18 protein-coding genes are annotated in these 16,091 nt (G+C 72.5%); 11 read left to right on the top strand and 7 right to left on the bottom strand.

What is annotated here, in order from left to right:
- Positions 1 to 3: 3 nt before the first annotated feature.
- From AOM03_RS04335 to leuA, 7 genes are all read left to right on the top strand, one after another.
- Positions 4 to 765, top strand: a complete 762-nt coding sequence (locus AOM03_RS04335) for a 16S rRNA (uracil(1498)-N(3))-methyltransferase (RefSeq protein ID WP_062378542.1) — start codon at positions 4 to 6, stop codon at positions 763 to 765.
- A complete protein-coding gene (locus tag AOM03_RS04330; protein ID WP_062378541.1) occupies positions 762 to 1,097 on the top strand; it encodes an HIT domain-containing protein in 336 nt (111 codons plus the stop codon). The genes AOM03_RS04335 and AOM03_RS04330 overlap by 4 nt, the downstream gene beginning before the upstream one ends.
- Positions 1,085 to 2,260: a PhoH family protein gene (locus AOM03_RS04325; RefSeq protein ID WP_439645017.1), complete on the top strand. Its 1,176-nt coding sequence runs from the start codon at positions 1,085 to 1,087 to the stop codon at positions 2,258 to 2,260. Before AOM03_RS04330 ends, AOM03_RS04325 begins: the two co-directional genes overlap by 13 nt.
- A complete protein-coding gene (gene ybeY / locus AOM03_RS04320) occupies positions 2,257 to 2,709 on the top strand; it encodes an rRNA maturation RNase YbeY (RefSeq protein WP_062378540.1) in 453 nt (150 codons plus the stop codon). Before AOM03_RS04325 ends, ybeY begins: the two co-directional genes overlap by 4 nt.
- Positions 2,710 to 2,774: 65 nt before the next feature.
- Positions 2,775 to 4,079 (top strand): hemolysin family protein, encoded by a 1,305-nt coding sequence (locus AOM03_RS04315; protein ID WP_062378539.1) that lies wholly within the window; start codon positions 2,775 to 2,777, stop codon positions 4,077 to 4,079.
- Complete coding sequence (gene era / locus AOM03_RS04310; protein ID WP_062378538.1) at positions 4,072 to 4,974, top strand: GTPase Era; 903 nt, start codon at positions 4,072 to 4,074, stop codon at positions 4,972 to 4,974. The genes AOM03_RS04315 and era overlap by 8 nt, the downstream gene beginning before the upstream one ends.
- Positions 4,975 to 5,148: 174 nt before the next feature.
- Positions 5,149 to 6,894, top strand: coding sequence for a 2-isopropylmalate synthase (gene leuA, locus AOM03_RS04305; protein WP_062378537.1), 1,746 nt, complete (start codon positions 5,149 to 5,151; stop codon positions 6,892 to 6,894).
- A gap of 227 nt (positions 6,895 to 7,121) precedes the next feature.
- On the opposite strand, the gene AOM03_RS04300 is transcribed toward leuA, so the two are convergent.
- Together AOM03_RS04300 and AOM03_RS04295 are read right to left on the bottom strand one after the other, a co-directional pair.
- The gene (locus tag AOM03_RS04300) at positions 7,122 to 7,865 is read right to left on the bottom strand and encodes a DUF4386 domain-containing protein (protein WP_062378536.1); all 744 of its coding nucleotides are present in this window, start codon (positions 7,863 to 7,865) and stop codon (positions 7,122 to 7,124) included.
- A 49-nt stretch (positions 7,866 to 7,914) separates the two neighbouring features.
- Positions 7,915 to 8,988 carry an NAD(P)-dependent alcohol dehydrogenase gene (locus tag AOM03_RS04295; protein WP_227589879.1) on the bottom strand — a complete coding sequence of 358 codons (1,074 nt, stop codon included), beginning with the start codon at positions 8,986 to 8,988 and terminating at the stop codon, positions 7,915 to 7,917.
- Between the two features lie 110 nt (positions 8,989 to 9,098).
- Here AOM03_RS04295 and AOM03_RS04290 point away from each other — a divergent pair, with 110 nt between their 5' ends.
- From AOM03_RS04290 to AOM03_RS04275, 4 genes are all read left to right on the top strand, one after another.
- Positions 9,099 to 9,779, top strand: a complete 681-nt coding sequence (locus AOM03_RS04290; protein WP_062378535.1) for a TetR/AcrR family transcriptional regulator — start codon at positions 9,099 to 9,101, stop codon at positions 9,777 to 9,779.
- Between the two features lie 54 nt (positions 9,780 to 9,833).
- Positions 9,834 to 10,583, top strand: a complete 750-nt coding sequence (gene recO / locus AOM03_RS04285) for a DNA repair protein RecO (RefSeq protein WP_062378534.1) — start codon at positions 9,834 to 9,836, stop codon at positions 10,581 to 10,583.
- 132 nt (positions 10,584 to 10,715) lie between these two features.
- Positions 10,716 to 11,414 (top strand): HAD family hydrolase, encoded by a 699-nt coding sequence (locus AOM03_RS04280; RefSeq protein ID WP_062378533.1) that lies wholly within the window; start codon positions 10,716 to 10,718, stop codon positions 11,412 to 11,414.
- 9 nt (positions 11,415 to 11,423) lie between these two features.
- The gene (locus AOM03_RS04275) at positions 11,424 to 12,179 is read left to right on the top strand and encodes an isoprenyl transferase (protein ID WP_062378532.1); all 756 of its coding nucleotides are present in this window, start codon (positions 11,424 to 11,426) and stop codon (positions 12,177 to 12,179) included.
- 249 nt (positions 12,180 to 12,428) lie between these two features.
- Here AOM03_RS04275 and AOM03_RS04270 read toward each other — a convergent pair whose 3' ends face one another.
- Genes AOM03_RS04270 through AOM03_RS04250 form a run of 5 tightly spaced genes read right to left on the bottom strand, consistent with a single transcriptional unit; the run spans position 12,429 to position 16,002 of the window.
- A complete protein-coding gene (locus AOM03_RS04270) occupies positions 12,429 to 12,965 on the bottom strand; it encodes an SNARE-associated domain-containing protein (RefSeq protein WP_174441928.1) in 537 nt (178 codons plus the stop codon).
- On the bottom strand, positions 12,965 to 13,375 hold the full coding sequence (locus tag AOM03_RS04265) for a Fur family transcriptional regulator (RefSeq protein ID WP_227589878.1): 411 nt from the start codon (positions 13,373 to 13,375) through the stop codon (positions 12,965 to 12,967). Before AOM03_RS04265 ends, AOM03_RS04270 begins: the two co-directional genes overlap by 1 nt.
- Positions 13,372 to 14,217: a metal ABC transporter permease gene (locus AOM03_RS04260; protein ID WP_062378529.1), complete on the bottom strand. Its 846-nt coding sequence runs from the start codon at positions 14,215 to 14,217 to the stop codon at positions 13,372 to 13,374. Before AOM03_RS04260 ends, AOM03_RS04265 begins: the two co-directional genes overlap by 4 nt.
- Positions 14,214 to 15,011, bottom strand: a complete 798-nt coding sequence (locus AOM03_RS04255) for a metal ABC transporter ATP-binding protein (RefSeq protein ID WP_062378528.1) — start codon at positions 15,009 to 15,011, stop codon at positions 14,214 to 14,216. The genes AOM03_RS04260 and AOM03_RS04255 overlap by 4 nt, the downstream gene beginning before the upstream one ends.
- Positions 15,004 to 16,002 carry a metal ABC transporter substrate-binding protein gene (locus AOM03_RS04250; RefSeq protein ID WP_062378527.1) on the bottom strand — a complete coding sequence of 333 codons (999 nt, stop codon included), beginning with the start codon at positions 16,000 to 16,002 and terminating at the stop codon, positions 15,004 to 15,006. Before AOM03_RS04250 ends, AOM03_RS04255 begins: the two co-directional genes overlap by 8 nt.
- Between the last annotated feature and the right edge of the window lie 89 nt (positions 16,003 to 16,091).

Genomic DNA, 16,091 nt, shown 5'->3' with positions numbered 1-16,091 from the left:
CGCGTGAGCGCCCCGGTGTTCGTCGCGCCCGCGGCGGCGTCGGCGCGCCCGGGCGACCTGCTCGCGCTCGACGGCCCGGAGGCGCGCCACGCGGTGACCGTCCAGCGTCGCCGCGTGGGGGAGGTCATCGACCTGGTCGACGGCGCGGGCACGCGAGCCCGCGGCCCGATCGAGGCGGTCGGCGACGGCGCGCTGGAGATCCGGGTCGAGGCCGTCTCCCGCGACGACGACCCCGAGGTGGTGCTGGTCCAGGCGCTCGCGAAGGGCGGGCGCGACGAGCAGGCCGTGGAGGCCGCCGTCGAACTCGGCGCCACGCGCATCGTCCCGTGGGCCGCCGCCCGGTGCATCGTCCAGTGGAAGGGGCCCAAGGCCGCCAAGGGTCGGGCCTCGTGGGAGTCCCAGGCGCTCGCCGCCGCGAAGCAGTCCCGGCGCGCGCTCGTGCCGGCCGTCGACCCGGCGGTCGCGACGCCCGCTCTCGCCGCGCTCGTGCGCGACGCGGTCGCCGCCGGCGCGCGCGTGCTGATCCTCCACGAGGAGGCGGCCGTGCCGCTCACGTCCCTGACCTGGGACGATGCGCGCACGCCCGTGTGGTGCATCGTGGGCCCCGAGGGGGGCATCGCGGACGACGAGGTGACCGCGCTCACGGAGGCCGGCGCCGTGCCGGTGGTGCTGGGCCCGCACGTGCTGCGCGCCTCCTCCGCGGGCCCGGCGGCGATCGCCGCGCTCGCGGCCGGGCGGGGCACGTGGAATACGCTGGGCGCATGACGGACTGCATCTTCTGCAAGATCGGGGCGGGCGAGATCCCGGCGGACATCGTGGCCGAGACCGAGGACGTGATCGCCTTCCGCGACATCGCCCCCAAGGCTCCGGTGCACGTGCTCGTGGCCCCCAAGGCGCACGCGCCCAACGTCGCCGCGGCCGCGCGGGAGATGCCCGAGGTGCTCGCGAGGATGGCGATCGTCGCGCAGCAGGTGGCGGACGCCGAGTGCGACGGCGAGTTCCGGCTGATCTTCAACACGGGGCCCTCCGCCGGCCAGACGGTGTTCCATGTGCACGGCCACATCATGAACGGCGGCGCACTGGGATGGTCCGCGTGAGCGTGACCCGGGTGGTGGTCGTCGAGGACGCGGAGCGCATGCCCGAGCTCCTGGGCTCCGGTGACGAGGTGATCCGCGAGGTCGAGCGCGCGTTCCCTGAGGTGGACATCCACATCCGCGGCAACCGCATCACCCTGTCGGGCGAGGAGGGCGACGTCGCGGCCGCGACCGGCGCGGTCGAGGAGCTGCGGTCGGTGATGAGCGCGGGCGTGCCGCTCACGCCCGACCTGGCGCGCGAGTCCGTCCGGATGCTCGAGGCCGCGCGCGGCGTGGCCGCCGCGGGCGCCGCCAGCGGCGCGGCCGGGGCGGGCTCGGGTTCCGACCCGGCGGGCGGCGCGTCCGCCGGTGGAGCGGCCGAGCGTCCCGCGGGCGTCCTGTCCCGGTCCATCCTGTCGACGCGCGGGCGCACCATCCGTCCCAAGACGCAGGGCCAGGCCGACTACGTCCAGGCCATCGAGCAGCACACCATCACGTTCGGCATCGGCCCGGCTGGCACGGGCAAGACGTACCTCGCCATGGCCCAGGCGGTGGCGGCGCTGCAGTCCAAGCGGGTCAACCGCATCGTCCTCACCCGCCCCGCCGTGGAGGCGGGGGAGCGGCTGGGCTTCCTGCCCGGCTCGCTCAGCGAGAAGATCGATCCCTACCTGCGCCCGCTGTACGACGCGCTGCACGACATGGTGGACCCCGAGTCGATCCCCAAGCTCATGGAGGCGGGCACCATCGAGGTGGCGCCGCTGGCCTACATGCGCGGGCGCACGCTCAACGACGCGTTCGTGATCCTCGACGAGGCGCAGAACACCACGCGCGAGCAGATGAAGATGTTCCTCACCCGGCTGGGATTCGGAGCCACGATGGTGGTGACGGGCGACGTCACCCAGATCGACCTGCCCGGCGGCACGGACTCGGGCCTCAAGGTCGCGTCGCAGATCCTCGCCGGGGTGGACGACATCGCGTTCTGCCGCCTGGGCGCGCAGGACGTGGTGCGCCACCGGCTGGTGAGCGACATCATCACGGCCTACGAGCGGTCCGACGAGGCCGGTTCGCGGCGCGCGGGCGACGGCCAGCAGCGGCGCTTCGACCGCCGCGACAAGCACGACAGCCACGGCCGCGAGCGGCGCGACCGCCCGGCCAGGCCGGCCCGACCCCAGGAGGACGACGCGTGATCGAGGTCAACAACGAGACCGACGCGGTCATCGACGAGGTCGAGTTCGCCGAACTCGCGCGCTACGTCCTGCGCGAGATGCACGTCGCGGACGGCGCGGAGCTCGCGATCATGTTCATCGACGAGCCGGCCATCGAGCAGCTGCACGTGCAGTGGATGGACCTGCCCGGGCCCACGGACGTCATGAGCTTCCCCATGGACGAGCTGCGCCCCGGCACCGCCGAGGAGCCCACTCCTGCCGGCCTGCTCGGCGACATCGTCGTGTGCCCCACGGTCGCGGCCGCGCAGGCCGCGAAGGCCGGCCACTCGGCGGAGGAGGAGATGCTCCTGCTCACCACGCACGGCATCCTGCACCTCCTGGGGTACGACCACGCGGAGCCGGAGGAGGAGAAGGAGATGTTCGCGCTCCAGCGCCAACTCCTGCTCACGTTCCTCGCGCAGCGCGCCTAGCAAGCAAGTCGACTCGCTCGCGGAGGCGGGACCGGGTCCCGCACGCGCGCGACTAGCCTGAGCCCATGCAGCCGTTCCCGTGGGTGAGCCTCATCGCCATCGTGGTGGTCGCCGCCGCGGCGGCCGCGATGATGCACGCGGTGGTGGCGGCCTTCCAGCAGCTGCCCTACGCCCGCGAGCGGCAGATCGAGGCCGCCCGCCGCCCGGACGGACGCCCGACCACGGCCGCCAAGCTCGCCGCGCTTCCGGACCACGCCGACAACGCCGCCTCGGTGGTCTACGCGGTGGCGGAGGCGGTCGCGCTGGTGAGCTGGGCCTTCGTCGCGTGGGAGCTCGCGGAGGACGTCGACTGGGAGTGGCTGCCCACGGTCGGGGCGACCGCCGGCGTCGGCGCCGCGATCTCGCTGCTGCTCGTGCGCGCCCTGCCCCGCGGCATCGCGCACGCCTATCCCGAGGCGACGGTCCGCGTGCTCGCGCCGTTGGCCTGGACGCTCATCTGGCTCTCCACGCCCGTCCGGGCGGTCGTGCCCGCGCTGCGCTACCCGGAGCTCCGGGAGGCCGAGGACCTGATGGAGCAGGCCGAGGATGCGCTCGAGGAGGAGGACGCGGAGCTGCTGCGCTCGGTGGTGGGCCTGGGAGACACCCTCACGCGCGAGGTGATGGTGCCCCGGACGGACATGATCACGGTCCGCGCGGGCACCTCGGCGCGCAAGGCGATGATGCTGTTCATGCGCTCGGGCTTCTCCCGGGTGCCGGTGGTCGGGGACTCGGTGGACGACACGGTGGGCGTGCTGTACCTCAAGGACGTGGTGCGCGACACCTGGGACGATGCGGTGCGGCTCGACGAGCCCGTCGAGGCGTTCATGCGCGAGCCGGTGTTCGTGCCCGAGTCGGTGCCGGCGGACGACCTGCTGCGCCGCATGCAGGACGAGGTGTTCCACATGGCCGTCGTGGTCGACGAGTACGGCGGCGTCGCCGGGCTGGTCACCATCGAGGACGCGCTCGAGGAGATTGTCGGCGAGGTGGTCGACGAGCACGACCGGTCCGCGCCCGAGGTCGAGCGGCTGGCCGAGGGACGCTACCGCGTGCCCGCGCGCTACGACCTCGACGAGCTCGCGGAGCTGTTCGGCGTCGAGATCGACGACGAGGACGTCGAGACGGTGGCCGGCCTGCTGGCCAAGGCGCTCGGGAAGGTGCCGCTGCCCGGCTCCCGTGCATCGGCCCATGGCCTGGAGCTCGAGGCGGAGCGGGCCGAGGGCCGCCGCCGGCGGCTGGTCACGGTGCTCGTCTCGCGCGAGGCGAGCCCGACGGGCGAGGATGAGGAGACCGTGCCGCGCAGGCGCGGGAGGAGGAGCGAGGACGATGACTGAGCCGTACCGGTCCGGATTCGTGGCATTCGTGGGACGCCCGAACGCCGGCAAGTCCACCCTGATGAACGCGCTGGTGGGGGAGAAGGTCGCGATCATGTCCTCCCGCCCGCAGACCACGCGGCGCGCGATCCGGGGCATCGTCCACCGCGACGACTTCCAGCTGGTGGTCGTCGACACGCCCGGACTGCATCGTCCCCGGACGCTGCTGGGCGAGCGGCTCAACGACCTGGTGCGCGAGACGCTCACCGAGGTCGACGTGATCGGCTTCTGCCTGCCGGCCGACCAGAAGGTGGGCCCCGGCGACCAGTGGATCGCGCGCGAGCTCGCGGAGGCGAAGGCGCCGGTGGTCGCGATCGTCACCAAGGTGGACAAGGTCTCGCGCGAGCGCGTGGCCGAGCACCTGCTCGCGGTGAGCGCGCTGGGCGAGTGGGCGGACGTGGTGCCCGTGAGCTCGGTCAAGGACATCCAGGTGGACGTGCTGCTCGACGTGCTCGCGAAGCGCCTGCCCGAGGGGCCAGCGCTGTACCCGGGCGGGGAGATCACCGACGAACCCGAGGACGTCATGATCGCGGAGCTCATCCGCGAGGCGGCGCTCGAGGGCGTGCGCGACGAGCTGCCGCACTCGCTCGCGGTCGTGGTCGAGGAGATGGTCGAGCCCGACGCGGAGGACGCGCGCCGTCCGGTGCTCGAGATCCGCGCGCACGTCTTCGTCGAGCGGGACTCGCAGAAGGGGATCGTGATCGGCAAGGGCGGGTCGCGGCTCAAGGAGGTGGGCGCGACCTCGCGCGCGGGCATCGAGCGGCTGCTGGGCCGGAAGGTGTTCCTCGACCTCCACGTCAAGGTCGCGAAGGAGTGGCAGCGCGACCCCAAGCAGCTGGGGCGGCTGGGGTTCTAGGGGACGATGCGCGGGCGACCCGGGCGCGGGACCCGGCTCGCGCATCGGCTATGGTGGATCCATGCGTGCACGCTCGCTGCTTCTTAGCCGCCGCGACGAGGCCTAGACCAGGCCGATCCTCGTCGCGGTGGCTGTCGTACCGGCCTTCCCCTCCATGGACGAAGGACCCCGCAGATGACCAGCGAGCACTACACCGGCGGCGAGCAGGCCGCCTCCCCGATGCCGATCCACAAGTACCGGCCGTTCCACGAGCAGATCGCCGTCGACCTGCCGGACAGGACGTGGCCCGGCAGGCGGATCGAGAAGGCCCCGCGCTGGTGCGCGGTGGACCTGCGCGACGGCAACCAGGCGCTCATCGAGCCCATGAACGCCGAGCGCAAGCTGCGCATGTTCGACCTGCTGGTGCGCATGGGCTACAAGGAGATCGAGGTCGGCTTCCCGAGCGCGAGCCAGACCGACTTCGACTTCGTGCGGACCCTCATCGAGGAGGACCGCATCCCCGATGACGTCACCATCCAGGTGCTGACCCAGGCGCGCGAGCACCTCATCGAGCGCACCTACGAGTCGCTGCGTGGTGCGAAGCAGGCGATCGTCCACCTGTACAACTCGACCAGCATCCTCCAGCGCGAGGTGGTGTTCCGCGCGGACGAGGACGAGATCCTCGACATCGCGACCCACGGCGCGATGCTGTGCCAGAAGTTCGAGGAGACCATCCCGGACACCACGGTGTTCTACGAGTACAGCCCCGAGTCCTACACGGGCACGGAGCTCGAGTACGCGGTGCGCGTGTGCAACGCGGTGCTCGACGTGTTCAAGCCCACGCCGGACCGCAAGGTGATCATCAACCTGCCCGCGACCGTGGAGATGGCCACGCCCAACGTCTACGCGGACTCGATCGAGTGGATGAACCGCCACCTGGACTACCGCGACTCCGTGGTGCTGAGCCTGCACCCGCACAACGACCGCGGCACCGCCATCGCGGCCGCGGAGCTGGGCTACATGGCCGGCGCGGACCGCATCGAGGGGTGCCTGTTCGGCAACGGCGAGCGCACCGGCAACGTGGACCTGGTGACGCTGGGCATGAACCTGTTCAGCCAGGGCATCGACCCGGAGATCGACTTCTCCGACATCGACGAGGTGCGCCGGACGGTCGAGTACTGCAATCAGATCGACGTCCACCCCCGCCACCCCTGGGGCGGCGACCTGGTCTTCACCGCCTTCTCGGGCTCGCACCAGGACGCGATCAAGAAGGGCCTCGAGGCCATGGACGCCAAGGCCGAGCGCGCCGGCGTCACGGTCGAGGACCTGGTGTGGGCGGTGCCGTACCTGCCGATCGACCCCAAGGACGTGGGTCGCTCGTACGAGGCGGTCATCCGCGTCAACTCGCAGTCGGGCAAGGGCGGCGTGGCCTACCTGCTCAAGACCGAGCGCCACCTGGACCTGCCGCGCCGCCTCCAGATCGAGTTCTCGCGCGCGGTGCAGGCGGCCGCGGACGCCTCGGGCCACGAGATGACGTCGGACCTGCTGTGGCAGATCTTCGTCGACGAGTACCTGCCGTCGCCGGACCCGGATCGCCAGTGGGGCCGCTTCTCGCTGATCAGTACGCGCGGCACCTCGATCGAGAGCGGCCCCGACACACTGGCGGCGGACATCGTCGACGGCGGCGCCGAGGTGACCGTCGAGGCGTCCGGCAACGGTCCCGTCGCCGCCTTCGTGGCGGCGCTGGCCCAGCGGGGCGTCAAGGTCGAGGTGCTCGACTACCACGAGCACGCGATGAGCGGCGGCGGCGACGCCACCGCGGCGTCCTACGTGGAATGCGCGATCGGCGACGACATCTACTGGGGCGTGGGCATCGACCCGTCCATCACGACCGCGACGCTCAAGGCGATCATCTCCGCGGTCAACCGCGCCGGCCGCTGAGCCGCCGCATCGGCCCCAGAAACGTCACGCCGCCGGAGAACCCGGGCCGGGCGTGAACGAGCGCGGGGGCGCCCGCACGAGCGATCCTCGTGGGCGCCCCCGCGTTTCTCTGTGTCCAGGGACGATGCGCGAGGCCGCTGCCGGGGCGCAGGAGTGCCATGCAGGCGGCAGCACGCGCGACCGCCCCGCCGTGCCTCGCGGGCGCGACGGGGCAGCGGATCGCGGCGTCAGGCCGCGACCAGGTCCGGCTCCCGGCCGGGGAGGGCCGCCACCGCGCGCGGTGCGCGCATGAGGAGCCAGACGGTGAACCACACTTCGGTGACGATCGACGCGGTGGCCACGATCGCGAGGAACGCGCCTCCGAAGTCGGCGTAGTTGGCGAGCAGCAGGTGGGCGAAGGTGTCGGCGATGTAGGCGACGCCCGCGACTCCGAGTCCGTATCCCAGCACGCGGGGGCCGATGCGGGACGCGACCAGGATGCGGCCGAGCACCAACAGGTGGAGGCCGAACGCGACCAGCGCGAGCAGCCAGGTGATGTCGAAGGCCTCCATTGCGAGGGACGTCCAGGCCTCCCGCTGGCCTGCGTCGAGGCCGGCGACCGGGTTGCCACCGGTTGCGAACTGCAGCGCCAGGTACATGAAGGTGATCGCGGGGATGAAGGCCACCGTGTAGGCGACGCGCAGCCAGGCCGCGAGCAGCGAGCGGCGCTCGCCGGTGGTGCGCAGCAGCACGTGCAGCGCCCACGCGATGCCGATGTCGATCATCGCGATGGCCGCGAAGCCGGCGATCCCGAAGCGGAACGTGGTGGCGTTCTCGGCGATGTTGGACATGGTCGCGGCCGGGTCGTCGGGGATGACGAGCTGGTTGCGCACGAGGAAGTTCGCGCCCATCGCGAGCAGCACGATGGCGATGTAGCCCAGGCCGGCGAGGCGCGCGGCGGTGGCGGGGGCGAGGGCGGTGCGAATTCTCATGACGGTTCTCCTGTGGGGACGATGCGGTGGGGTTCGAAGCCGCGGACGCTCAGCGGGCGTCGCGGACGACGACGGAGGCCTTGCCCGCGATGCGGCCGGCGGCCAGGTCGGTGACCGCATCGGCGGCACGGTCGAGCGGGTAGGTCCGCGTCACCGCGGCGCGGACGGCGCCGGACTCGACCAGCGCGCTCAGGCGCTCGAGGCGCGCCGCGTTGGACGCGGTCATGACGCCGGTCATGCGCTGCTTCGAGAACATCGACACGAGCCCCGAGACCAGCGAGCGGCCCGAGCCGCCCAGGAGCGCGTCGCCGCCCTCGCCTCCTACGATGACGAGCGTGCCGGTGGGGGAGAGGATGCGGCGGAGCTTGCGCAGCGGGGTGAGGCCGCCGGTGTCGATGATGACGTCGAAGGTCTCGTCGAGCGCGGTGACCTCGGTGGAGCGGTAGTCGATGACGCGCGCGGCGCCCAGCTCTCGGACCAGGTCCGCCTTCGCGGCGCTCGCGACGCCGGTGACCGTCGCGCCCGCGGCGACCGCGATCTGCGTCGCGTACGAGCCGACGCCTCCCGACGCGCCGAGGATCAGCACGCGCTGTCCCGCCTCGACCTGTGCGGAGTCCTGCACCGCCTGCAGGGCCGCGATCGCGGATACGGGCATCGCGCCCGCCTCGGCGAAGCTGGCGGCGGCCGGCTTGAGCGCCAGGCGGTCCTCCTTGGCGACGGCGTACTCGGCGTAGGTGCCGTCGGTGGTGCCGTACACCTCGTCGCCCACCGTGAAACGGGTCACCCCGGCCCCGACGGCGGCGACCACGCCCGCGACATCGGTGCCCTGGACGGGCTGCTTGGGGCGGCGCAGCCCGAAGCCGATCGCGCGGATGACGAGCGGGCGGCCCGTCGCGAGGTGCCACACGCCCCGGTCGACCCCGGCGGCGTGCACCGCGACCAGGACCTCGCCCTCGCCGGGCTTCGGCACGGCGATCGTGTCGACGTGGATCTCCTCGGGTCCGGCGTAGCGGGTCTGGACCGCCGCGGTCATGGTGGTGGGCGCGGCGGTGGCCGATGCGGCGGCCGGGTCGGCAGCGGTCTGCGCGGCGGTCTGGCTGGTGTCGGTGGTCTTGGCGTTCATGGTGTTCCTCCCCTGTGGTGGTCATTCGTACGTTGTACGAGTGATACCCTCGACGCTAGGCGTACTTAGTACGAAGCGCAACCCCTGATGGGGAGATTCGGAGAAGAACGGTGGCTGACCAGGCAGGACGCAGGCCCAGGCTGACGCCGGAGCGCATCGCCCAGGCCGCGGTCGCACTCGCCGACCGCGATGGGATCGAGGCGCTCACCATCCGCGCCCTCGCCGACGAGCTGGGCACCAAGCCCATGACGCTCTACCACCACGTGGACGGCAAGGAGCGCCTGCTCGACTTGATGGTGGACCGCATCTTCGCGGAGATGGAGGCGCCGCGGGAGGACCTCGACTGGCGCGAGGCGATCATCGCGCGGTGCCGGTCCGTGCGTGCGGTGCTGGTGAGCCACCCGTGGTCCGTGCCGCTGCTCGAGTCGCGCACCGCGCCGGGGCCCGAGCTGCTCCGCCATCACGAGGCGATGCTCGCCGCGCTCGACCGCGGCGGGCTGCCGCTGCCGCTCATGGCGCACGGCTATGCGATCCTCGACAGCTTCGTGTTCGGCTTCGCCCTCGAGGAGGCGACGCTGCCAGCCCAAGGCGGCGAGGGCATGGCGGAGGTGGCGCAGGACATCGCCGCCGCGTTCGACGCGGACGCGTACCCGCAGCTGGTGCGCCTCACGGTCGACCACGTGATGAAGCCGGGCTACTCGTTCGGATCGTCCTTTGACGTCGGGCTCGGCATGATCCTCGACGGCCTCGTCGCTGCAGCTCAGAGGGCGGCGACGCCGGCGTCGGCCTGATTCCTCCGCGCGCCGCCCGCCCGTGCATCGTCCCCCGCGGGGGACAATGACCGGGTGCCCTTGTACCGTGACGACGCGATCGTCCTCCGCACCCACAAGTTGGGTGAGGCGGACCGCATCGTCACCATGCTCACGCGCCACCACGGCAAGGTGCGCGCGGTCGCCAAGGGGGTGCGCCGCACCACCAGCCGGCTGGGCGCGCGTGTCGAGCCCTTCATGCTGGTGGACGTGCAGCTGTACGAGGGCCGCAACCTCGACATCGTCAGCCAGGTGGAGACACGGGAGCCGTATGCGCGCCTGATCGCGTCGGACTACGCGCTCTACACCGCGGCCACCGCGATGGTCGAGGCGGCGGACAAGCTGGTGGACCATGAGAAGGAGCCCGCCTACCCGCAGTACCGACTGCTCCACGGCGCGCTGGGTGTTCTGAGCCGGCGTGAGCACGAGGTGGGGCTGGTGCTCGACTCGTTCCTGCTGCGTTCGCTCGCGATCGCCGGCTATGCGCCCAGTTTCGACGACTGTGCCAATTGCGGCGCCGGCGGGCCCCACCGCAGCTTCGTGGTCGCCGGGGGAGGGGCCGTGTGCGAGGACTGTCGCACCCCGGGCGCCGCGGCGCCCGCCCCGGAGACGATGCGCCTGCTCGCGGCCCTGCTCGAGGGCTCGTGGGCGGTAGCCGATGCGGCGGCGGGCCGGCATCGCCGCGAGGCCGCGGGCCTGGTCGCCGCATACACACAGTTCCACCTGGAGCGCCGGATCCGGGCGCTCCCGTTGGTCGATCGGGAGGCGGGCGGCGCCGGGGCGTAGCCGACGCAGAACGGGGCGGCTGGTCCCCGCCGAGCATTCACGGGACGTTCACTCGCGCGGGGTCCGAGCGCCCTCTCGCGCCACCTAGGGTGGACGAACGTCCAGGCCGTACCGACCCAAGGAGCACCCTGCGTGGCCACGATCATCTTCGACTTTGACGGCACCCTCGCGCTGGGCGACGGCCCCATCGACGCGTACGTCCGTTGTGTCGACGACGAGGCGCGTCGGCCTCGCTTCCGCGCCGCGGCCGCCGCGGAGCGGGCCCGCTTCGAGAACGGCGAGTGCTACCGCGACGCCTACCACGCCGTTCACGCCGCGGCTGTGGCGACTGGGGTGGGCCCGGAGGCGCTCCAGGCCGGCTATCTGCGCAGCCGAGAGCTGCTCGCGACCGACGAGGCTCCCATCGCGCCGCCGGCCGGGCTCGGCGACTTCCTGGCGCGGGTCGCGCCCCACGCGGACCTCGTGCTCGTCACCAACTCACCCGAGACGCGCCTCAACGAGGCTCTCGAGTCCCTGGGCGCGCGCGAGCACCTGTCGCGCGTGGTCAGCGGGGCCGGCAAGCCGCTGGGCCTCATGCCGATCCTGGCCGATGCGCTGGGTCGGGGCCCGGTGCTCTCCGTGGGCGACATCTTCGAGTTCGACCTGGCGCCCGCCGAGTCGTTGGGCGCGGACACCGCGCTCGTGGGCCACCACCCCGCGGCGACCGTCGCGCGCGTCACCATGGCCGCCGCGACGCTCGCGGAGCTCTACCCCGCCATCGAGGCCTGGGCGGCCGCGGCCGCCCAAGGCGCCGCGCCGACCGGCACCGGCTGCACGACCGCGCCCCGCTAGCCTGTGCGCATGGTGTCCCGCCCGTTCCCGCACCCCTCGGGTGCCACGCCGCCCGACCTGCCGCGCGACGCGGTGCCCCACCACGTGGCCGTCGTCATGGACGGCAACGGGCGCTGGGCCAAGGAGCGCGGGCTCCCGCGCACCGCCGGGCACGAGCAGGGCGAGGCGTCGCTGCTCGACGTGGTCGCGGGTGCGATCGAGGTGGGCGTCTCGCACGTCTCCGCGTACGCCTTCAGCACGGAGAACTGGAAGCGCAGCCCCGACGAGGTGCGCTTCCTCATGGGCTTCAACCGGGACGTGATCCGCCGCCGCCGCGACGAGATGCACTCGTGGGGCGTGCGCGTGCGCTGGGCGGGGCGCCGGCCCAAGCTGTGGAAGTCCGTCATCACGGAGCTCGAGAAGGCCGAGGAGCTCACCCGCGACAACACCGTGCTGACGCTCACGATGTGCGTCAACTACGGCGGCCGCGCGGAAATCGCCGACGCGGCCCGCGCCATCGCGCTCAAGGCCGCTGCGGGGGAGATCGACCCCGACAAGGTGACGGAGGCGACGCTCGCCGCGCACCTCGACGAGCCTGATATGCCGGACGTGGACCTGTTCTGGCGGTCGAGCGGCGAGCAGCGCAGTTCGAACTTCCTGCCCTGGCAGGCCGCGTACGCGGAGTACGTCTTCAGCGACACCCTGTGGCCGGACGTGGACCGCACGCACCTGTGGGCCGCGATCGAGGAGTACGCGCGGCGCAACCGGAGGTTCGGCGCGGCGTAGGGGCGGATCCCGCTCGGTCGCGGCCCGCGTCACCGCAGTCCGCCGCCCTCGTCGTCCCCGCGGGTCCGGGACAGTGAGGACCGCTGAGATGCGCGTGTCGCGTCCTGCGGGACAGCGAGGACCGTAGCGGTCGTCGTGCATCGGTCCGCACTGTCCCGCAGGGCGCAGAGAGGCCGGATGTGCGGTCTCCACCGTCCCGGACAGGTGGGGGCGGGCCGAGGCCGACGTCCGTGCCCCGGCGACCCCGCGCTACGACGCGTAGGGGGACGATGCGTCGGCCGGCTCGGCGGGTCGACGGCGCCGACGCCAGTGGTTGAGGCCGAACGCGACCACGATGATGGCGGCCACGGCGGCGGCGAGCAGCCACGGAGATCGTGACCACGCCTCCCACAACCCCAGGAAGACGAGCGTGTAGACGGTCGCCCAGGCGAGGCAGCCGGGGATCATCGCGAGGGTGTAGAGGTCCCAGCGCATGCGCGTGTACCCGGCGGTCGCGTTCACCATGGTCTGGAACCCGACGGTGAGGAAGGACACGGGGATCGCGAGGTAGCCCCATCGCTCGATCGCCTCCCGCGCCCGCTCCATGCCGGGCCCGGAGAAGCGGCGCGCCAGCCGGGCCCGAGGGGAGTGGTGGGCCTCCGCGCGGTCGGCCACCGCATCGGCCCCCGTCCTGGCCCACCGGGCGATCCAGTAGGTGCCCTGCGTGCGGAAGAAGACCACGCCGCACAGGAACACGAACAGCCCCCACCAGGGGCCGTCGGAGATGAAGGAGGGGACTCCGGCCATCAGTCGCGGGCGGCCGCGGCGCACTCCGGGCACACCCCGGAGAGCTCGATGGTGTGCGAGATGTCGCGGTAGCCGTGGTGCGAGGCGAGCTCCGCGACGATGGTCTCGAAGCCGGGCACGTCGATGTCGACCGCGCGGCCGCACTCGCGGCAGCGCAGGTGGTGGTGGTGGCCGTGCTCGTCCTCGCCCGGGCCGCAGTGGCGGTACAGGGTCTCGCCCGAATCGGTCACCACGGTGTCCACCTCGCCCGACTCGGACAGGGCCTGCAGGCCCCGGTAGACGGTGGCGAGGCCCACCGTGGAGCCGTCCGCGCGCAGTCGCTCGTGCCACCCCTGTGCGGAGCGGAACCCGCCGTCGCGGAGCGCGTCGAGCAGGGCCGCGCGCTGGCGGGTCATGCGGGTCGCTGTCATCGATTGGCCTTCCTGCGTCGCAGCAGCATCGCTCCGACGGCGGAGACAGCATAGGCGATCACGCCGAGCACGACGATCAGCGCGCCCGGCTGCAGGTTGTGATACAGCGTGATCCAGATGCCCGTGACGGTGAGGACGGTGCCGATCACCATGGCGATCACCATGGTCCGGTTGAAGGAATGGGTGAGCTGCTGGGCGATGGCCACGGGGAGGATCATCAGCGCGCTGACGAGCAGCACACCCACCACCCGCATCGCGGCGGTGATCGTGATCGCGGCGAGCACCGCGACGATCATGTTGAGCACGCTGACCGGCAGGCCGGTGGACCGGGCGAAGTCCTGGTCGTGGGTCACGGCGAAGAGCGCGCGGCGCAGGCCGAGCCCGACCACCAGGATGAGCACGGCGAGGCCCACGGTCACCCAGACGTCCAGCCACCTCACGGTCGAGATCGATCCGAAGAGGTAGCCCAGCAGGTTCGCGTTGGAGCCGCCCGCGATGCCGATGAGCAGCACGCCCGTGGCGATGCCGCCGTAGAAGAGGATCGCCATCGCGACGTCCGCGGCGCCGCCCTGGGAGCGCATGCGCTCGATGAAGATCGCGCCGGCGATCGCGAAGATCACCGCGCCCGGGAGCGCGAGCGCGTCCCGTTGCGCCAGGCCCGCGGCGGAGCCGGCGAGCCAGCCGGCCGCGACGCCCGCCAGGGCCACGTGGCCCACGCCGTCGCCCATGAGGGCCATGCGACGATGCACCAGGTACGTGCCGACGATGGGCGCCACGGCGCCCACGAGCACTCCGACCAGGAGCATCCGCTGCACCAGCGGGTCGCCCAGCAGCGCGATCATGCGCCCTCCTCCAGATCCAGTTCCAGGAACGCGCGCTCCGGCGGCTGCGGGCCCTCGTGCGCGTGGACGTGCTCATGGCCGGGCAGGGCGTGCATGCCCAGCGCCGTCGGGGGTTCTCCCACGTGCGTGACGTAGCCGCCCTCGAGCACCACCGCGCGGTCGACCACGGAGGCGAGGGCGCCCAGCTCATGCAGGACGATCACGATGGCGGCGCCGGCCTTCTTGTGCTCCTCGAGCGTGTGCGCGAGGGCGTCCTGCGTGGGGACGTCGACGCCGGCCATGGGCTCGTCGAGGAAGATCAGCTTGGGGTCGCGGACCAGGGCGCGTGCGATGAGCACGCGCTGCTGCTGGCCGCCCGAGAGGGTGGCGACGTTGCGGTGCGCGAGCCAGCCGACGCCCATCTCCGCCAGGGCGGCCGTGGCGCGCTCGGTGGCGCGGCGCGGGGCGAACAGCTGCCCGCCGGCGAGCAGCCCGGAGACGACCACCTCGAGCGCCGTCGCGGCCACGCCGGCGGCGGCGGTGACGCGCTGGGGGACGTATCCGATGCGCCGATGGGCGGCCCGGTCGCGGTCACCGCCGAAGACCTTGACCGAGCCGCCGCTGAGCGGGATCGCGCCCACGAGCGCGCGCACCAGCGTCGACTTGCCGGAGCCGTTGCCGCCCATGAGGGCGACCACCTCGCCGGGGTGGGCGTCGATGTCGACGCCGTGGAGGATCTCCTGGTCGCCGAGCACGACGCGGACGCCGGTCGCATGCAGGACCGGCTGCGTGGCGGGCGTCGTCGGCTCAGGCACAGCCCAGCGCGATCCTGAGTTCTGCGAGGTTCGTGGCCATGACGGAAGCGTAATCCTCGCCGTCCGTGACGGTCTCGGCCGGGTTGAGCACCCGGGTCTCGACGCCCACGTCCTCGGCGATCGCCTCGGCGACGCGCGAGGACACCTTGTCCTCGGTGAAGATCACGGTGGCGCCGGTCTCGGTGATGATCTCCTTGATCTGGAGGAGGCGGGCCGGCGAGGGCTCCTGGTCCGGGCTCACTCCGGCGAAGCCCTCCTGCTGGAGGCCGTAGCGCTCGGTGAGGTAGCCGAAGGCCTCGTGCGCGACCACGATCGTGTCGCGCTCGCACTGGGCGAGTCCGGTCGCGTACTCCTCGTCGAGCGCGGTCAGCTGGGCCTCGAAGGCCTGCGCGTTGGTCTCGTAGGCGGCGGCGTTGTCGGGGTCGAGCTCGCCGAGCTGCTCCGCGACGGCGTGCGCGTACTCCGCGAACAGGTCCGGGTCGAGCCAGAAGTGCGGGTCGGTGTCGCCGTGGTCGTGGTCGTCGTGCGCGTCCTCGTCGTGCGCGTCCTCGTCGGCGTGGTCCTCGTCGGCGTGGTCCTCCTCGTCGCCGTGGTCGTGGCCGTACGGGTGCAGGGCCACGACGTCGGCCACGTCCAGCGAGGGTGCGCCGGTGGTGACGATCGCATCGTCGATCGCCGCGGAGAACTCGCTCAGGTACAGGACCAGGTCGGCCGAGCCGAGCTCGCGCACCGCGGCGGGGGAGAGTTCCGCGTCGTGCGGCTCGACGCCGGGCTGGGTGAGACCCACGACCGCGGCGGCGTCGCCGGCCACGGCGTTCGCGACGTACTCGAGGGGGTAGAACGCTGCGGCGATGGTGAGGCCCGCATCGTCCGACGAGGCGGCGCTCTCGACGGCCGAGGCGAGCGAGCCCTCCTCGGGGGTGCAGGCGGCAAGTGCGAGTGCGGCGGCGCCGGCGAACGCGGCGCCGGCGGCGAACTGGTGGATCTTCATGGGGTCAACCTTACGCCTAGTGATAATCATTCGCAGAACGACGAAGGTCCCGCGGCTGTTCCCGGTGGTCCGTGGCGCTCGCACGCACA

The sequence above is a fragment of the Demequina pelophila genome (assembly GCF_000971175.1).
In the GTDB taxonomy this organism is placed as follows: Bacteria; Actinomycetota; Actinomycetes; order Actinomycetales; family Demequinaceae; genus Demequina; species Demequina pelophila.
This window is presented reverse-complemented; position numbering and strand designations above follow the sequence as displayed.